At 67.2% G+C, this 16,057-nt stretch carries 16 protein-coding genes; 12 read left to right on the forward strand and 4 right to left on the reverse strand.

Annotated features, from left to right (window positions below; all coding sequences use genetic code 11):
* Positions 1–172 precede the first annotated feature (172 nt).
* From CQY20_RS12090 to CQY20_RS12100, 3 genes are read right to left on the reverse strand one after another with little or no spacing between them, the layout of a single operon-like run.
* Positions 173–1,777, reverse strand: a complete 1,605-nt coding sequence (locus tag CQY20_RS12090) for a glycosyltransferase family 87 protein (protein ID WP_097940406.1) — start codon at positions 1,775–1,777, stop codon at positions 173–175.
* 59 nt (positions 1,778–1,836) lie between these two features.
* Entirely contained in the window at positions 1,837–4,377 is a 2,541-nt protein-coding gene (locus CQY20_RS12095; protein ID WP_163701057.1) for a transglycosylase domain-containing protein, read from the reverse strand.
* Positions 4,370–4,804, reverse strand: a complete 435-nt coding sequence (locus CQY20_RS12100) for a DUF5318 domain-containing protein (protein WP_097940332.1) — start codon at positions 4,802–4,804, stop codon at positions 4,370–4,372. Before CQY20_RS12100 ends, CQY20_RS12095 begins: the two co-directional genes overlap by 8 nt.
* A 167-nt stretch (positions 4,805–4,971) precedes the next feature.
* On the opposite strand from CQY20_RS12100, the gene CQY20_RS12105 reads away from it, so the two are divergent.
* From CQY20_RS12105 to CQY20_RS12130, 6 genes are all read left to right on the forward strand, one after another.
* Positions 4,972–5,406 carry a WapI family immunity protein gene (locus tag CQY20_RS12105; RefSeq protein WP_097940333.1) on the forward strand — a complete coding sequence of 145 codons (435 nt, stop codon included), beginning with the start codon at positions 4,972–4,974 and terminating at the stop codon, positions 5,404–5,406.
* Between the two features lie 42 nt (positions 5,407–5,448).
* Positions 5,449–5,697 (forward strand): DUF1707 SHOCT-like domain-containing protein, encoded by a 249-nt coding sequence (locus CQY20_RS12110; protein ID WP_097940334.1) that lies wholly within the window; start codon positions 5,449–5,451, stop codon positions 5,695–5,697.
* Positions 5,698–5,708: 11 nt separating this feature from the next.
* Positions 5,709–6,323 carry a hypothetical protein gene (locus tag CQY20_RS34815; protein WP_163701054.1) on the forward strand — a complete coding sequence of 205 codons (615 nt, stop codon included), beginning with the start codon at positions 5,709–5,711 and terminating at the stop codon, positions 6,321–6,323.
* Positions 6,324–6,339: 16 nt separating this feature from the next.
* Positions 6,340–7,200: a DUF1707 domain-containing protein gene (locus CQY20_RS12120; protein WP_097940336.1), complete on the forward strand. Its 861-nt coding sequence runs from the start codon at positions 6,340–6,342 to the stop codon at positions 7,198–7,200.
* 143 nt (positions 7,201–7,343) lie between these two features.
* Positions 7,344–7,889: a PadR family transcriptional regulator gene (locus tag CQY20_RS12125; protein ID WP_097940337.1), complete on the forward strand. Its 546-nt coding sequence runs from the start codon at positions 7,344–7,346 to the stop codon at positions 7,887–7,889.
* Between the two features lie 46 nt (positions 7,890–7,935).
* Entirely contained in the window at positions 7,936–9,012 is a 1,077-nt protein-coding gene (locus CQY20_RS12130) for an inositol-3-phosphate synthase (RefSeq protein ID WP_097940338.1), read from the forward strand.
* A 90-nt stretch (positions 9,013–9,102) separates the two neighbouring features.
* Here the strand turns inward: CQY20_RS12130 and CQY20_RS12135 are convergent, their stop codons facing one another.
* Positions 9,103–10,296, reverse strand: a complete 1,194-nt coding sequence (locus tag CQY20_RS12135) for a GNAT family N-acetyltransferase (protein WP_097940339.1) — start codon at positions 10,294–10,296, stop codon at positions 9,103–9,105.
* Between the two features lie 66 nt (positions 10,297–10,362).
* Here CQY20_RS12135 and CQY20_RS12140 point away from each other — a divergent pair, with 66 nt between their 5' ends.
* The 6 genes from CQY20_RS12140 to CQY20_RS12165 all read left to right on the forward strand — a co-directional run bounded on the left by CQY20_RS12140 (position 10,363) and on the right by CQY20_RS12165 (position 16,056).
* Positions 10,363–11,277 carry an Rv0045c family esterase gene (locus CQY20_RS12140; RefSeq protein ID WP_097940340.1) on the forward strand — a complete coding sequence of 305 codons (915 nt, stop codon included), beginning with the start codon at positions 10,363–10,365 and terminating at the stop codon, positions 11,275–11,277.
* A 29-nt stretch (positions 11,278–11,306) separates the two neighbouring features.
* Positions 11,307–12,104 carry an LLM class F420-dependent oxidoreductase gene (locus tag CQY20_RS12145; protein WP_371871043.1) on the forward strand — a complete coding sequence of 266 codons (798 nt, stop codon included), beginning with the start codon at positions 11,307–11,309 and terminating at the stop codon, positions 12,102–12,104.
* Positions 12,105–12,252: 148 nt separating this feature from the next.
* Positions 12,253–12,939: a GntR family transcriptional regulator gene (locus CQY20_RS12150; protein WP_097940342.1), complete on the forward strand. Its 687-nt coding sequence runs from the start codon at positions 12,253–12,255 to the stop codon at positions 12,937–12,939.
* Positions 12,940–12,988: 49 nt separating this feature from the next.
* The gene (locus CQY20_RS12155) at positions 12,989–14,788 is read left to right on the forward strand and encodes an ABC transporter substrate-binding protein/permease (RefSeq protein ID WP_097940343.1); all 1,800 of its coding nucleotides are present in this window, start codon (positions 12,989–12,991) and stop codon (positions 14,786–14,788) included.
* Positions 14,788–15,528 (forward strand): amino acid ABC transporter ATP-binding protein, encoded by a 741-nt coding sequence (locus CQY20_RS12160; protein WP_097940344.1) that lies wholly within the window; start codon positions 14,788–14,790, stop codon positions 15,526–15,528. The genes CQY20_RS12155 and CQY20_RS12160 overlap by 1 nt, the downstream gene beginning before the upstream one ends.
* Positions 15,529–15,585: 57 nt before the next feature.
* Positions 15,586–16,056, forward strand: a complete 471-nt coding sequence (locus CQY20_RS12165) for a MarR family winged helix-turn-helix transcriptional regulator (protein WP_097940345.1) — start codon at positions 15,586–15,588, stop codon at positions 16,054–16,056.
* Position 16,057: the final 1 nt, after the last annotated feature.

Consider the following 16,057-nt stretch of genomic DNA (forward strand, 5'->3'; position numbering starts at 1 on the left):
CATAATCCAGGGATAAGCCTTCAGATACACAACAACCTCCAACAAGGTGGCTGTTGCAATCACCCCCAGAAATCGCCTGGGCTTTTGCGGGCATTAGCGTCTGCTCGCGCAGGGAAAGGTGGCGCGGGAAAGGTGCCAAGGCGCGCAGAGAAGGTGTCCACAAACCAGGAGGTCATGCGTTGAGGACGGCGGCGGGCCGGTCCTCGGGGACGCTGATGACGGAATCTCTCGGGCGTAACCACTGCGGCAACCAGGCCGGCGGGCGGTCGGGGGCGCGGTCGAACAGCCCGCCCGACGGGTCGTCGAGCCTGCCTCTGTTGCGCACCAGGTCGAGCTCCGGCCGGTAGATCTGGCGAATCACCAACGCGCACAAAGTGATGACCGCGATATCGCGCAGCAGCACGGTTGTCGTGAACCACTGCTCGGGCAGGCCCTTGTTCTCCTCGCCGTACAAGAACAGCATCCGCGGAATCCACACCAGCGCATCGATTGTCATCCACGCCAACAGGATTCGTCGGTGCGGCAGCGCCAGCACCGCCAGCGGCACCAGCCACAGCGAGAACTGCGGGCTCCACACCTTGTTCGTCAACAGGAACAGCGCGACGACCAGAAACGCCACCTGCGCGAGCCGGGGCCGTCGCGGCGCCGTCAGCACAATGTAAGCCACTCCCGCACAACACAATACGAACAGCACCATCACGACGGTGTTCAGGATGGTTGGCGGCTCCCAAAGGCCGAGATTGGTGTCGAAACCCCGCCAGCCGGTATACGACTTCACCACGTTGTACAACGAGTCCATGTCGTCGCCGCGACGGGCGTTGAGCCGGAAGAACTCCGACCACCCGCGCGGGAACATCACCATGATCGGCAGGTTCACCACCAGCCACGCCACGAACGCCGCCAGGGCCGTCTTGCCGACCTCGCGCAGCCGTCCCGCGCGCAATCCGAGCAGCGCCAGCGGGATCAACAGCAGGATCGGATACAGCTTGGCCGCCACACCCAAGCCGATCAGCGCACCCGCTAGCACCGGTTTTCGCCGCGCCCACGCCAGAATCGCGCCGGTGGCCAAAGCCGTTGCCAGCGCGTCGAAATTGGTGAAGATCTGAAAGATCAGGATCGGCGAACCGGCCACCAGTGCGGCATCCCAGATGCGCCGGCCTGCGAGTTGCGACGTCGCCCACACGGTGGCCAACCACGCCAACGCCAGACCGAAGGCGGAGATGTTGAAGAACATCACGACTTCCGCGATCGACGGGATCGGCACCAGCTTGCTCAACGCCGAGTAGCTCTTCGCCAACGACATCGACAAGTACTGGTAGAGGCCGGTGATGACCGGATACTCCATGTACCGCACGGCGGGATTGCCGTCGAACTGCTTCTGCGGCCTGCCTTGGCTGTCGGTCTCGATCCAGCTCGACTTGTACGGGAACTTGCCGAGGTTCAAAAGCTCAGCGGTGTAGAGCGGAACGGTGTCGGAGTAGCAGAGCTCGTAGTAGGCCCGCTGGTTCTGCCAGTTGGCGACCTTCTGGTCCGCGGTGCCCGTCCCAGTGGTCACCAGACACGCGGCCTTGGATGAGTAGCCCAACGCGAGAAACACCACCGCGATCAAAAACATCGCGCGCAGCGGTGTGAAGAAGCGCGCGCGGCCGATCAACGCGTGCCTGCCGACGGGCCCGCCGATCACCTGCGACAGCGCGGCGCCCAAAGTGTCGGTGCGGCTGGGCAGGTCGCGGTCGTCGGCGCTGCGCAGATCCGCCGCCAACGGCTGCGGCGACACCACGGAGCGGCTCGCCTCGCGCGCCGCTCCGTGGGTGTGTTCGGTGTCGCCGCTATCGGTCACGGGGGTGGCGGTGGGAACGGCGGTTGCGGACCGGGTGCCGGAGCCGGCAGGCCCGGTGCCACGGGCTGCCCCGGCAGGCCGGGTTGTTCAGCAGGTACCTGTTGTTCCGGCCCGGCCGGCGACCCGAACGGTCCGGGCGATGCCGGCTGACCAGGCGGCCCGACGGGCACCGTCGTCGGCGGCCCGAACGGAATGGTGATACCGGGTGCGACCTCGATCGTCGGCTGGATCACCGTCTCCGACGGCGTGGTGGTCGTCGGGGGAGGCGGCGGCGCAGGCGGACCCGCATACCCGCCGATCTCGGCCGGCTTCGGGAACGATTCCTTCTCCGTGCCCTCAAGCGCGCCGTCCATCGTCTGCTTCCAGATGTCCGACGGCAGGCCCGACCCATAGATCGGCGACCCCCACTTGTTCTCCAGCGGCTTGGTGCCGTCGACGGTGCCGACCCAGACCGCCGTCGACAACGACGGGGTGAAGCCCACCATCCAGGCGTCGCGGTTGTCGCCGGTGTCGCCGAGCTGATTGGTGCCGGTCTTGGCCGCCGACGGACGTCCGCCCGCCAGCGCGTGGCCGTTCGAGTACGCGGCGATCGGCTGCATCGCGGCGGTGACATTGTCGGCGACGGCCTTGTCGATGCGCTGCTCGCCGGAGTTGTCCTCGTTGGCCGCGTCGAACAGCACCTGGCCGTCGGCGTTGACCACCTTCTGCACGAAGTGCGGCCTGCGGTAGACACCCGATGCGGCAAGCGTCGCGTACGCAGAGGCCATGTCGATCACCCGAGATTGATACTGGCCCAACACGATTCCGTTGTTCGGCGGACCGCCCTTACCGTCTTCAGACAGGGTGTGCTCGACACCGGGGAAGCTCTCGGCGATGCCGGCCTTGTGAGCCGCCTCGGCGACATCGGACGGCCCGTTCTTCAGCTTCAGCATCAGCCGGTAGTAGCTGGTGTTCAGTGACCGCTTCAACGCCTCGGCGATGTTGCACGTGCCGCAGCTGTTGCCCTCGACGTTGGTGATCTTGATGCCGTTGACTTCCAGCGGGGAGCTGTCGACCTGATAGCCCAGCCCGATGCCCTGCTCGAGCGCGGCCACCAACGCGAAGACCTTGAACGCCGAGCCCGTCGGCAACCCGGCCTGGGCGAAGTCGAAGCCCTGCGCGTCGCTGCCGCCGTAGTAGGCCTTCACGCCGCCGGTTTTCGGGTCGATCGACACCACCGCCGCGCGCATGTCGGGATCCTGGCCGTCGAGCGCCTCGTTGACGGCCTCCTCCGCGGCGGCTTGGGCCTTCGGGTCGATCGTCGTGGTCACCTGCAGGCCCTCGGTGTTCAGCGTCTGCTCGCTGATGTCGAACAGGTCGAGCAGTTCCTTCTGCACCTGACGTTCGATCAGCCCGTTCGGGCCCGTCGTCTGGTTCTGGTTTCTGGCCAGATCCGGCGGCACGGTCTGCGGGAACTGTTGCTTGGCGCGGTCTTCCGGCGACAACGCGCCGATCTCGACCATGCCGTCGAGCACCCAGTTCCACCGCGCCAACGCGCCGTCGGGGTTGACCGCGGGGTCCAACGCGGAGGGCTGCTGGATCAGCGCGGCCAGCAGCGCGCCGTCGGCAACGGTGAGATCCTCGACCGGCTTGTCGAAGTACGCCCTGGACGCGGCGGCCACGCCATAGGTGCCGCGCCCGAAGTAGATGATGTTCAGATACGACTGCAGTACTTGGTCTTTGGACCACTCGCCGGACATCTTCGTCGAGATGACCAGCTCCTTGGCCTTGCGGATCAGGCCACCCACACCGGACCGTTGCGAACCCACTAACGCGTTCTTGACGTACTGCTGGGTGATGGTCGAGCCGCCCTGCACGTCACCGCCGAAGATGTTGTTCTTGGCCGCGCGGGCGAACCCGGTGAACGAGAAGCCGGGGTTGGAATAGAAGTCGCGGTCTTCGGCGGCCATCACCGCGTCACGCACGTGCACCGGGATCTGGTCGATGTTGACGTCGACGCGGTTGCCTTCCGGCGGAACGATTTTCGCCAGTTCGCTGCCGTCGCTGGCCAGGATCGTCGACACCTGGTTGGTGCGGATATCGCCCGGTTTGGGCACGTCGACGATCATGTAGGCCATGCCGAAGGTGATCATCGGCAGCATGATCAGCACCGCCAGCGTCACGTAGAGCCCGCGGCGCACCCACTTCCAGTTGATCTGCTCCATCGCGGGCAGCCGGCGCGGCGGTTGGCCACCGCCACCGCCGCCACCGCCCGTGCGGCGCGGCGGCTTGGGCGGTCCCGGTGGTGATGGCGGCTTGGCCGTCGGCCTGCCGTCCAGCGCCGCCTTGACCGCCTCGATCGGGTCGCGCAGTGGCTCGGTGTCGTCGCGGACTGGCGGGATGACGGCCGTGCGGCGGTCGTCGAAGTGCGCGGGCCGACGGGACTGGGCAGGCCGGTTGGTCTGCCGAGGCGGGGGCGGAGGCGGGCCCGAACCATCAGCTCTCTGTCCTGGACGGACATCGTTGGCTGACCGGTTCTGGCGCCCTTCGCTATTCACTGGCCGTCCGCGCGCCGTTGCGCGCGGCCCGGGTCGTACGTGATCCGCGGGACGGGCCTGACGGCCGGACCGCGCCGAGCACGTACGACTTCACCAAGTGATTCCAGCTGCAGGTGCGGCATACCTCCACCACGTGTACGGAGAACTCGTCGTAACGGGACGCCAACATCACCAGCTCTTCGGCAGTCCGCGCTGAACCGGATACCGCGCCGAGGTGATCGCCAAACACCCACGACACCAAAGTCAGCTGTTCCTTGCGGCAGATCGGGCACATCACCGAACTCGGCTTGCCATGGAACTTCGCGGCGCGCAGCAGGTAGGGATTGGCGTCGCAGACCTCCGAGACGCCGGTGCGTCCCGAATACACCTCGGCCAGCAGGGACCGCCGCCGAAGCGCGTAATCCACCACCTGTCGCTGCAGTCGCACGTTGACCAGAGTACGTCGGCTACACGACCGCGGAGGCGTGACCGTGTCGGCGGGGCCGCCGTGGCGCGGTCTCGATGCAGCCTCGGCGGGGTCTCGATGCAGCCTCGGTGGTCCAGGACGGGCGCGTTGACATCGGTCGATGCGGGGTCGCTCATAGAATCACCGACATGGCTGACTCCCGGGCGGCCATCCACATCAACGGCGAGCGCGTCGCGATGACGGTGCTCTTGGAGCGCTGGGAGAGGCCAGGGGCGACGGGCTCCGACGCGGACTGGATCGCCGCCTTCGCCGAGCTCACCGCGGGAAACTTCAGCGGCCGACGTGCGGTCAGCCTGCGCCGCGACGAGCTGGTCGGCTTCCGTGATCGACTCGCCGACGTGCTCGCGTCGCTGTCCGGTGAGGCGACACTCGAGCACATCGAGGGCGCGCTCGGGGTGCGGGTCTTGTTGAACCAGGGCCGCGGCCAGCTGTCGCTGTATCTGCGCGAGGAACTCGGCCCCTGCCTTTCGGTCGACGACACGTGGACCGATCAGTCGTATCTGGCCGACACGCTGCGGGAGTTGGACGCGGCCTTGACCGAATTCGGCCCACGCGGCGCGTAGCAATCACGCACCACCGCATGCCCGCCCGCCTACGATCTCGTCGTGGCCACGCGGCAGGGACCCGGCACCCGGGCGAGAGATGCCGACCGCACCGCCGTCTGCCAGCTACTCGACAGCGCCTTTGCCGAGGGTCAGTTGTCGGTGGAAGAACATCGGCAACGGGTGAGCGCCGCCGTCAACGCGACAACGTTGCAGGAACTGCATGCGCTGGTCGAGGACCTGCAAACGGCCGGGCCGCAGCTCCGCGCGGCACCGCGTCAGCGGTTCAGCCCGCGCGTTGTCCCGCGCTGATCGGTGTGCTGGTGGTCTGCGTCGTCGTCGGCTGGCTGGCGGCACGCAACGACGACGATGACTCCGCGACCCCGTCGCCCGCGGCGGCTGAACCGTCGCACGCCATGGCCGCCGCCCCCACGGCGACGACCCCGATGCCCGAGGACCCCGCGCCGGTCGTGCTGGCCGCGCCGCCCGACCTGCGGTCCACCGACGGAATGGCGCGGGTGGTCGACGAGATCCGCACGAGGTTCGGCGACACGATGGGCTACGAGCTGGCCATCACGGCCGATCGAGCGATGCTCGCCCGGCCCGATCCCACCGACGAGCAATCCAAGCTGATCTACACCTACGAGCGGGGCTGGGGCGACCCGTCCACCCGATCACGCTCGGACACCGACGATCTCGTCGACATCGCCGCATTCGACGTGGCCGCCGCGGCCGCCGCGGTGCAGGCCGCGCCCGAGACGCTGCGAATCACGCCCGCCGATGTCGACGAGATCTACTTCGACGTCGACCACATCACCGAGGCGCCAGGGCCGGGCGCGCTCGAACTTCTGATTCGGGTCGGCACGACGGCCGGCACCGACGGCTGGCTCTACCTCGACAGCGCGGGCTCCGTTAAGCGCGTCGAATTTCCCAGCTGACAACTACGATCTTCGCGTGGCGACCCGGCAGACACCGAGCACCAGAGCCAAAGACAGCGACCGGGCCGACACCTGCCAGGTACTCGACAGCGCGTACGCCGAAGGCCAGCTGTCGATGGAGGAGCACCGGCAGCGGGTCAGCGCCGCCACCAGGGCCGCCACGCTGGGCGAGTTGCAGTCGCTGGTCGCCGATCTGCAAACCGCCAACGCACCGGTGAAGCTGCCCGACCTCAAGAGGCAGCGCCCGACGCTGCCGGCCGGCACCGGCGGCTGGGGCCTTCGCATCGCGACCGGCGTGGTGCTGGTGCTGTTCGGCATCGGTATCGGCTGGGGTCTTTACGGCAACACGAGTTCGCCCTTCAGCTTTCAGACCGATCCGGGTGCGAAGGCGGACAACATCCCCGCGAAGGTGCTGACGCCGCCGCGGCAACTGCAGTCGCTGGGCGGGCTCAACGGGCTCTTCGAGCAGATGCGCAACAAGTTCGGTGACACCACCGGATTCGAGATCACCATCAGGCCGGGCCGCGCGACGCTGTACCGCCCGGACCCCAACGATCCGCGGCGCAAGTTGATGTACGAGTACCGCTGCGGGTGGGGTGACCCGTACTCGTCCACCACCGTCGACAGCGAGGATCGCGTCGTCGATCTGGCGAAGTTCAACTTCGAGGAGACGGTCGCGGTGCTGCGCGGGGCGCCCGAAACGCTGAAAATGCAGCGCAGGGACATCTCCGACACCTGGGTCAGCATTGAGCCGTCGCGGGACCCGGCGACGCCGGAGGCGGTCAACGTCCGCATCTACCTCAGCAGCGACTTCGGCAGCGGCTCCATCGACCTGGCGCCCGACGGCGCGGTCAAGCAGATCAGCGAACCGAGCTAGCCCGTCGTCGTCCCCGCCACACGGTCTGTCGCAGGGGCTCGCAGCGGCTTGCGCGAGCGGCCGACGTAGCGCCTAATATATCGGCGCGATACTATTGTTCGAGGTGTCGAAACTTCGTAGCGACTGGCAAAGGAGGTGGTTCGATGCTGGAGCTTGCAGTGCTGGGTCTTCTGCTCGAGTCGCCCATGCACGGCTACGAGCTGCGGAAACGGTTGACGGGTCTGCTCGGTGCGTTTCGGGCGTTCTCCTACGGCTCGCTGTATCCCGCATTGCGGCGGATGCAGGCCGATGGGTTGATCGTCGAGGACGCAGCGCCGGACGGAACCCCCAAGGTGCGCCGCGCGCGTCGGGTCTACCAGCTCACCGAAAAGGGCAAGCAGCGCTTCGCCGAGTTGGTGGCCGACACCGGTCCGCAGAACTACACCGACGACGGATTCGGCGTTCATCTCGCCTTCTTCAACCGCACTCCGGCCGAGGCCAGGATGCGGATTCTGGAGGGCCGCCGTCGTCAGGTCGAGGAACGCCGGGAAGGTCTGCGCGAAGCGGTGGCGCGGGCCAGCAGCTCACTTGACCGCTATACCCGCCAGTTGCATCAGCTCGGGTTGGAGTCCAGCGAGCGAGAAGTGAAGTGGCTCAACGATTTGATTGCGGCCGAGCGCGTAGCTCAGGGTCGTGCCGAGCAGTCGTAGATCTTCTGTTTTTGCAATGACAGTTTCGAAGAGGGAGAACGTTGCCATGACTGAGACCACCGAGGTGCGAGTCGCGATTGTCGGTGTCGGCAACTGCGCATCGTCGCTCGTTCAGGGTGTGCAGTACTACCAAAACGCCGATGAGACCGCCACGGTGCCAGGCTTGATGCACGTCCGTCTCGGGCCCTACCACGTGCGCGACGTCAAGTTCGTCGCCGCCTTCGACGTCGACGCCAAGAAGGTGGGCTTCGATCTGTCAGAAGCGATCTTCGCCTCGGAGAACAACACCATCAAGATCGCCGACGTTCCCCCGACGGATGTTGTCGTTCAGCGCGGCCCGACCCTCGACGGCATCGGCAAGTACTACGCCGACACCATCGAGGTGTCCGACGCCGAACCCGTCGACGTGGTGAAGGTGTTGCGCGACAACAACGTTGACGTACTGGTGTCCTACCTGCCGGTGGGCTCGGAGGAGGCCGACAAGTTCTACGCGCAGTGCGCCATCGACGCCGGCGTGGCGTTCGTCAACGCGCTGCCGGTGTTCATCGCCTCGGATCCGGTGTGGGCCAAGAAATTCGAAGACGCCGGCGTGCCGATCGTCGGCGACGACATCAAGAGCCAGATCGGCGCCACCATCACCCACCGCGTGATGGCCAAGCTGTTCGAGGACCGCGGTGTGCAACTCGACCGCACGATGCAGCTGAACGTCGGCGGCAACATGGACTTCCTCAACATGCTCGAGCGTGAGCGGCTGGAGTCGAAGAAGATCTCCAAGACCCAGGCCGTCACGAGCAACCTGCAGCGCGAGTTCAAGACCAAGGACGTGCACATCGGCCCGTCCGATCACGTCGGCTGGCTCGACGACCGCAAGTGGGCCTACGTGCGGCTGGAGGGCCGCGCCTTCGGCGACGTGCCGTTGAACCTGGAGTACAAGCTCGAGGTGTGGGACTCGCCGAACTCCGCCGGCGTCATCATCGACGCGGTCCGCGCGGCCAAGATCGCCAAGGATCGCGGCATCGGCGGCCCGGTGGTGGCCGCGTCGGCCTACCTGATGAAGAGCCCGCCGCAGCAGCTGCCCGACGACATCGCGCGGGCGCAGCTCGAGAGCTTCATCGAGGGCTGACCCCCCTCTCGTCTGTGCATCTGGCGACGGTTTCCGATGGGATTCCGTCGCCAGATTCACAAATGGCGTCAAAATCCAGTCAAAACCCGGTCAAAATCCGTAGCCGAGCTGGGCCGCGACAGAGCTGGCGAACGCCGCGTCCAGCTGGGCGAGCAAACCGGCGTCGGCGCACCGCAGCCGGCCCGCCGCGGCGAACGCCGAGGCACGATGGCTGCCCATGTACAGGCTGCCGAGCACCGACAGATCCAAGTGCACGTCGGCGTCGTCGGTTGCGGGGACGCAGCGCGTCCGCCCGTCGCGCACTTCCAGCGCATACCTGCCGTCGCCGATGTCCAGCACCGCCGACACGTCCGCGGCGTAGGTGCGGGCCTGCAGCGCGGTGGGCACATCGAGCAGCCGCAGCCACAGCCCGTCGTCGACGCTGCGGGTGCGCACCAGCCGCGGGTCGGTCAGCAGATACGGCAGCGGGTCGTCCGGCGCCGTCCACGCGGTGACGGTGGTGATGAGGTCCATGCCGAGCAGCACCCGCCACAGCGCGATGTGCGCGTCGGCCGTCAGCGCCACCAGCTTGGTGACTTCGACGTTCTTCTCCTCGCCGTCGCCGCGCGTCCGGTACATCGCGTAGCCGTCGGGATGCAGCAGGCAGAAGTACGGGTTGCCGCCATGCCGTGCCGTCTCGCGGTCGGCGAGCACCTCGTCCCACAACTGCGGCGGGCTGTACAACCCGCCGGCGTGCTGGCGCCGCCACCGTTCGTAGATGTCTTCCAGGCGGTCGCGGCACTCGACGGGCCGGACGATGCGAACGCCGCCGGTGTCCGGGACGTCGGCGTGGAATTCGGCTTTGCGGCCCTCGACGGTTCGCTTGTGCACGACGGTCGCAGGCCCGTAGCCGAACCTGCCGTAGATGCCGCCTTCACTGGCTTCCAATCCGGCGATCGGATAACCGGCCATGCGCGAGTGCAACTCGGCGAGCATCGCGCGCAGGATGCCGCGGCGGCGGTGCGTCGGGGCCACCGCAACCTCCGTCACCCCCGCCATCGGAAGCCGCGCCCCGCCCGGCACCGTCAGTGTCAGGTCGAGATAGGCCGCCTGGCCGACGAGGTCGGAACCGTCGCACGCCACGACCATGCCGCCGTCGGGCATCATCGACCGCCACACCTCGGCCGTCTCCTCGGCCTGCCAACGCCCGAAGCACGTCGCCTCCAGCAGGGCCATCGCGGGCCGGTCGGCGTCTTCGGCGGTGCGGATCGTCAAGCCGGTCGGCGCATACGACGTGACAGCCATACAGCCGACGCTGGCACAACGGTGATCGGATCGCACCCGAATTTCCGCGGTGACTAGGGTCGGGCCATGGCCGAGATCTCTGACGACGACCTTCCGAATCTCGACGAGTTCGCGCTGCTGCCGGAGAACGCCGAGCAGATCGGCCACAGCGGCCCGCTGCCCGCGGTGGCGCGCATCCAATCCGGTGACATCAGCGCACTCAAGTGGGGTGACGGACGGCCGGAAGTCGTGTTCCTGCACGGCGGTGGGCAGAACGCCCACACCTGGGACACCGTCATCCTCGGCCTTGGCGTACCGGCGCTGGCGATCGATCTGCCGGGGCATGGCCGGTCGGCGTGGCGTGAGGACGGCGATTACGGTCCGCGGCGCAACGCCGAGACGCTGCGGCCGCTGCTGCGCCAGTGGGCGCCGAACCCGCGGCTTGTGGTGGGCATGTCGCTGGGTGGGTTGACGGCGCTGCGCATCGCCGCCGCGGAGCCTGCGCTCGTTCCGGAGTTGGTGCTCGTCGACGTCACACCGTCGGCCCCCGAGCGCCACGAGCAGATGACCAAGGCTCAGCTCGGGGCGGTGGCCCTGGTGCAGGGTGAGCGCAACTTCGGAAGCTTCGCCGCGATGCTCGACGTGACGATCGAGGCGGCACCGCATCGCGACCGGAAGTCCTTGCGGCGGGGCGTCTTTCACAACTCGAAGCGTCTGGACGACGGCACCTGGACGTGGCGCTACGACTCGTTCCGCAAGCGCGACGGGTTCGACAACCTGTGGGACGATGTTCCCGCGATCACGATGCCGACGACGCTGGTGCGCGGCGCGAAGTCGTTCTTCGTCAACGACGAGGACGCCGAGGCGTTCGCCAAGGGCGCCCCGGGTTTTCAGCGCACGCACGTCGTCGCCGACGCGGGCCACTCTGTGCAGGGCGATCAGCCCGCGGCGCTCGTCGAGATCCTGCGCGGCGTGTTAAACATCTCGCCCCGCCTTGATTGACCGCCCGCCGATGTGGGCATGACGGCTTGGTGGCTTCTTCTAACCGACCCATTCGCATCGGCGTGCAACTGCAGCCGCAACACTCACCTCAGTACAGCCATATCCGCGACGCGGTTCGGCGCTGTGAGGACATCGGAGTCGACATCGCCTTCAACTGGGACCACTTCTTCCCGCTATACGGCGATCCCGACGGTCCTCATTACGAATGCTGGACGATGCTCGGCGCGTGGGCCGAGCAGACGTCGCGAATCGAAATCGGCGCTCTTGTCACGTGCAACTCGTACCGGAATCCCGACCTGCTCGCCGACATGGCGCGCACCGTCGACCACATCAGCGAAGGACGGCTGATCCTCGGCATCGGGTCGGGCTGGAAGCAGAAGGACTACGACGAGTACGGCTACGAGTTCGGCACCGCGGGCAGCAGGCTCGACGACCTGGCGAGCGCGATGCCGCGCATCAAGTCGCGGTTGGCCAAGCTCAACCCGGCGCCGACCCGCGACATCCCCGTGCTGATCGGCGGCGGCGGCGAAAAGAAGACGCTGCGCCTGGTCGCCGAGTACGCCGACATCTGGCACTCGTTCAGCGACGTCGCCGAGTACGCCCGCAAAGCCGAAGTGCTGGCACGCCATTGCGGCGACGTCGGCCGCGACCCGGCGGTGATCGATCGCAGCGCCGGTGTGGCGGGCAAGGACCGCGACTCCCTGCTGGCCGCGGCCGAGCAACTCGTCGACGCCGGAGTCTCGCTGTTGACCGTCGGCGTCAACGGGCCCGACTACGACCTGAGCGAGGCAGAAGCGTTGTGCCGCTGGCGCGATCAGCGCGGCTGAGCCCTTGCTGGAATAGGGCAGCCTAGGCTGCCGGAATTCACCGGCGCCGTTGTCTGCCGTTCACCAGAGGCACAGCCGGCACAAAAAGAATTCCCATTCGGTTCAATCTGCGCCCCGCGGTCAATGCGCGTGATTAACTGTCGCCGCTATGCCAAAGAGGTATGGGGTCAAGGAAAAGGATCAGGTTGTCGCCCACATCATCAACCTGGTCCTGACTGGCAAGCTGCGCTCCGGCGACCGGGTCGACCGTAACGAGATCGCCCACCAGCTCGGGCTCAGCCGCGTGCCGATCCAAGAGGCCGTGGTGCAACTCGAGCACGACGGCATTCTCTCCACGCGTTACCACCGCGGCGCGTTCGTCGAGCGCTTCGACGAGTCCGTGGTGCTGGAACACCACGAGCTGCACGGCATCCTGCTGGGAATCGCGTCCGCGCGGGCCGCGATGGATTCGCGCCCGCACGTGCTGGCCCAACTCGATTCGCTGACCGACTTCATGCGCGCCAACCGCGACTCGCGCGCATTCCAGGACGCGGCCTGGCAGTACCGGTCGACGATCAACGACGAGTACGCCGGTCCGCGACTGCACGCCGAGATCCGTGCGTCGCAGAGCTTCATACCGCGCGCGTTCTGGGTGGCGTACATGAACAGCCACGACGAGCTGCTCCCCTTCTACGAGGCCGAGACCGCGGCGATCCACATGCGCGACCCCGACGGCGCCCGCGAGGCGTGTACCGGACGCGCGGCCGCGATGGGCCGGATCATGGTCGCGGAGTTGGTGCGCCGCGGTGTGTTGAGCCCGTCGGCGCTGGTCCGCGAGCCCTCGATTGCGTTCTGAATGAGTTGAACCGAGCGCCCATGCCCGGGCTGCGGCTAATTTGGCTGGAATGACCCCCTCCACGGGCAGACTAGGTAAAGCACTCGTTCTCGCGCTGGTCGGCTTGCTGGTGTTCAGCCTGCCGTCGGCCGTGCCGGCCGCCGCCGACGTCGACCAGTGCGCGCCGCCGGGCATGGAAAGCGCCAGCGCGGTCCCGACGAACCTCGCGTCGGCCGCGCAGGGTCCCGGAGAGGACAAGTACACGACGCCCTCCGTGCAGCCGCTCGACAGCATCGACGTCAACACTTTGGGCCTCGGCACGCCGGGGGTGCTCACCGTCGGCACCCTGTCGGATGCGCCGCCCAGCATCTGCATCAACTCGGCGGGCGAGTTCACCGGGTTCGACAACGAGTTGCTGCGGGCGATCGCCGAAAAGCTGGGTCTGCGAATCAATTTCGTCGGCACCGAATTCTCGGGTCTGCTGGCGCAGGTGGCGTCGCGCCGGTTCGACGTCGGCTCGTCGTCGATCACCACCACCGAGGCCCGGCGCCGCACCGTCGGGTTCACCAACGGCTACGACTTCGGATACTTCTCGCTGGTCGTGCCGACCGGATCGGACATCACCGGATTCGACAAGCTCGCCGCGGGCCAACGCATCGGCGTCGTGCAGGGCACCGTGCAGGAGGCCTACGTCGTCGACACCCTGCAGCTCGACCCGGTCAAGTTCCCCGACTACAACACCGTCTACGCCAGCCTGAAGAGCAGGCAGATCGACGCATGGGTGGCGCCGTCGCAGCAGGCGCAGGGCACCGTGCAGCCCGGCGATCCCGCCGAGATCATCGAAAACACCTTCAGCTTGGACAATTTCGTCGCCTACGCGGTCGCCAAGGAGAACAAGCCGCTGATCGACGCGCTGAACTCCGGCCTGGACGCGGTGATCGCCGACGGCACCTGGGCGCGGTTGTACGCCGAATGGGTGCCTCGCGAGCTGCCACCCGGCTGGAAGCCGGGCTCGAAGGCGGCGCCGCTGCCGCAGCTGCCCGACTTCGCCGCGATCGCAGCGGCCAACCAGGAGGCAGATGCGGGATCGCCTGGAGCGCAACCGAAGTCGGTGCTGTCACAGCTGCGGGACGCCTTCCTCAACTGGGACCTGTACAAGCAGGCGTTCCCCGACCTGTTCAAGACCGGCCTGCCCAACACACTGATTCTGACCATCAGCGCCAGCGTGATCGGGCTGCTGTTGGGCATGGCGCTTGCGGTGATGGGGATATCAGGGTCGCGCTGGCTGCGCTGGCCTGCGCGCGTTTACACCGACATCTTCCGCGGGCTGCCGGAAGTGGTGATCATCCTGCTGATCGGGCTCGGCGTCGGCCCGGTGGTGGGCGGGCTGACGGGCAACAACCCGTATCCGCTCGGCATCGCGGCGCTGGGGCTGATGGCCGCCGCCTACGTCGGCGAGATCTTCCGCTCCGGCATCCAGAGCGTGGAGGCGGGCCAGCTGGAGGCGTCGCGTGCGCTGGGGTTCAGCTATCCGGCCTCGATGCGGCTGGTGGTGGTGCCGCAAGGGGTGCGACGGGTATTGCCTGCGTTGATGAACCAGTTCATCTCGTTGTTGAAGGCCAGCTCGCTGGTGTACTTCCTGGGGCTGGTGGCCAACCAGCGCGAGCTCTTCCAGGTCGGCCGCGATCTCAACGCCCAGACCGGCAACCTGTCGCCGCTGGTCGCCGCGGGCCTGCTCTATCTGATGCTCACCATCCCGCTGACCCACCTGGTCAACTACATCGACAACCGGCTGCGCCGCGGCAGGCCCGCTTCGGCGGAGGATCCGCTCGACCCGGTGCACCCCGCCGCATCCCAGGAGATGATCTGATGGCGACGCAGATTGAGCCGGTTTCGTTGACGGGCACGGACCTTCACCTGTCCTTCGGGCCCAACGCGGTGCTGCGCGGGGTCGACATCGACGTTCCCGCGGGCACCACCGCCGCGGTGATCGGGCCGTCGGGGTCGGGCAAGTCGACACTGCTGCGGACGCTGAACCGCCTCTACGAGCCCGACAAGGGTGACATCCTGCTCGACGGCCGCTCGGTGCTCGGCGACAATCCCGACCGGCTGCGACAACGAATCGGCATGGTGTTCCAGCACTTCAACCTGTTCCCGCACCGCACCGTGCTGGACAACGTGACGCTGGCGCCGCGCAAGCTCAAGAAGCTCAGCGCGGAGCAGGGCCGCGAGCTCGGCCTCGAGCAACTCGAGCGGGTCGGGCTGCGGCACAAGGCCGATGTCCGGCCGGGCACGCTGTCGGGCGGTCAGCAGCAGCGCGTCGCTATCGCCCGTGCGCTGGCCATGGCGCCACAGGTGATGTTCTTCGACGAGGCCACCTCGGCGCTGGACCCCGAACTGGTGAAAGGCATCCTGGAGCTGATCGCCGACCTCGCCACCGAGGGCATGACGATGGTCGTCGTCACCCACGAGATGGGCTTCGCCAGATCCACCGCAGACGCCGTCGTCTTCATGGATCACGGTCAGGTGGTCGAGTCCGGGCCGCCCGAGCGAATTTTTGACGCCGCGGAAACCGAGCGATTACAGCGATTTCTTTCGCAGGTTCTCTGACCGCAAAGATTGCGTGATTGGATACCGTCAGCCTCAGACAGGTTAGACTAGCGAACTATGGTGGAGACGGAAGCGCAGGTCGAGGAGCTCGCCGCCGAGCTGCAGCGGGTCCTGTCCAAGCTGTTCTCCGTCTTGCGGCGCGGCGACGTCAAGGGCAACGCCGCGGGCGGCGAGTTGACGCTGGCCCAGCTGTCCATCCTGCTGACGCTGCTGGAGAAGGGCCCCATCCGGATGACGGACCTGGCCGCCCACGAACGTGTGCGCACGCCGACCACCACCGTTGCGATCCGCCGGCTGGAGAAACTCGGGCTGGTGAAGCGCTCGCGTGACCCGTCGGACCTGCGAGCCGTGCTGGTCGAAGTCACTCCGCGCGGCCTCATTCAGCATCGCGAAGCGCTGGCCGCGCGCCGGGCGGCGCTGGCAGGAATGCTGAGCAAGCTGTCCGAAGACGACATCGAGACGCTGACGAAGGCGCTCGGCCCGATGGAGCGGCTGGCCGACCAGGAAGTCGGCCAGGACGAGGGCTAGC

Source organism: Mycolicibacterium agri (assembly GCF_002553505.1).
In the GTDB taxonomy this organism is placed as follows: domain Bacteria; phylum Actinomycetota; class Actinomycetes; order Mycobacteriales; family Mycobacteriaceae; genus Mycobacterium; species Mycobacterium agri.

Bases quoted from the DNA above. Each gene is read 5' to 3' on its own strand.
- CQY20_RS12105 (WP_097940333.1), top strand. From the start codon at position 4,972: ATGGCTGACTCCCGGGCGGCCATCCACATCAACGGCGAGCGCGTCGCG.
- CQY20_RS12125 (WP_097940337.1), top strand. From the start codon at position 7,344: ATGCTGGAGCTTGCAGTGCTGGGTCTTCTGCTCGAGTCGCCCATGCAC.
- CQY20_RS12130 (WP_097940338.1), top strand. From the start codon at position 7,936: ATGACTGAGACCACCGAGGTGCGAGTCGCGATTGTCGGTGTCGGCAAC.
- CQY20_RS12135 (WP_097940339.1), bottom strand. From the start codon at position 10,296: ATGGCTGTCACGTCGTATGCGCCGACCGGCTTGACGATCCGCACCGCC.
- CQY20_RS12140 (WP_097940340.1), top strand. From the start codon at position 10,363: ATGGCCGAGATCTCTGACGACGACCTTCCGAATCTCGACGAGTTCGCG.
- CQY20_RS12150 (WP_097940342.1), top strand. From the start codon at position 12,253: ATGCCAAAGAGGTATGGGGTCAAGGAAAAGGATCAGGTTGTCGCCCAC.
- CQY20_RS12155 (WP_097940343.1), top strand. From the start codon at position 12,989: ATGACCCCCTCCACGGGCAGACTAGGTAAAGCACTCGTTCTCGCGCTG.
- CQY20_RS12160 (WP_097940344.1), top strand. From the start codon at position 14,788: ATGGCGACGCAGATTGAGCCGGTTTCGTTGACGGGCACGGACCTTCAC.
- CQY20_RS12165 (WP_097940345.1), top strand. From the start codon at position 15,586: ATGGTGGAGACGGAAGCGCAGGTCGAGGAGCTCGCCGCCGAGCTGCAG.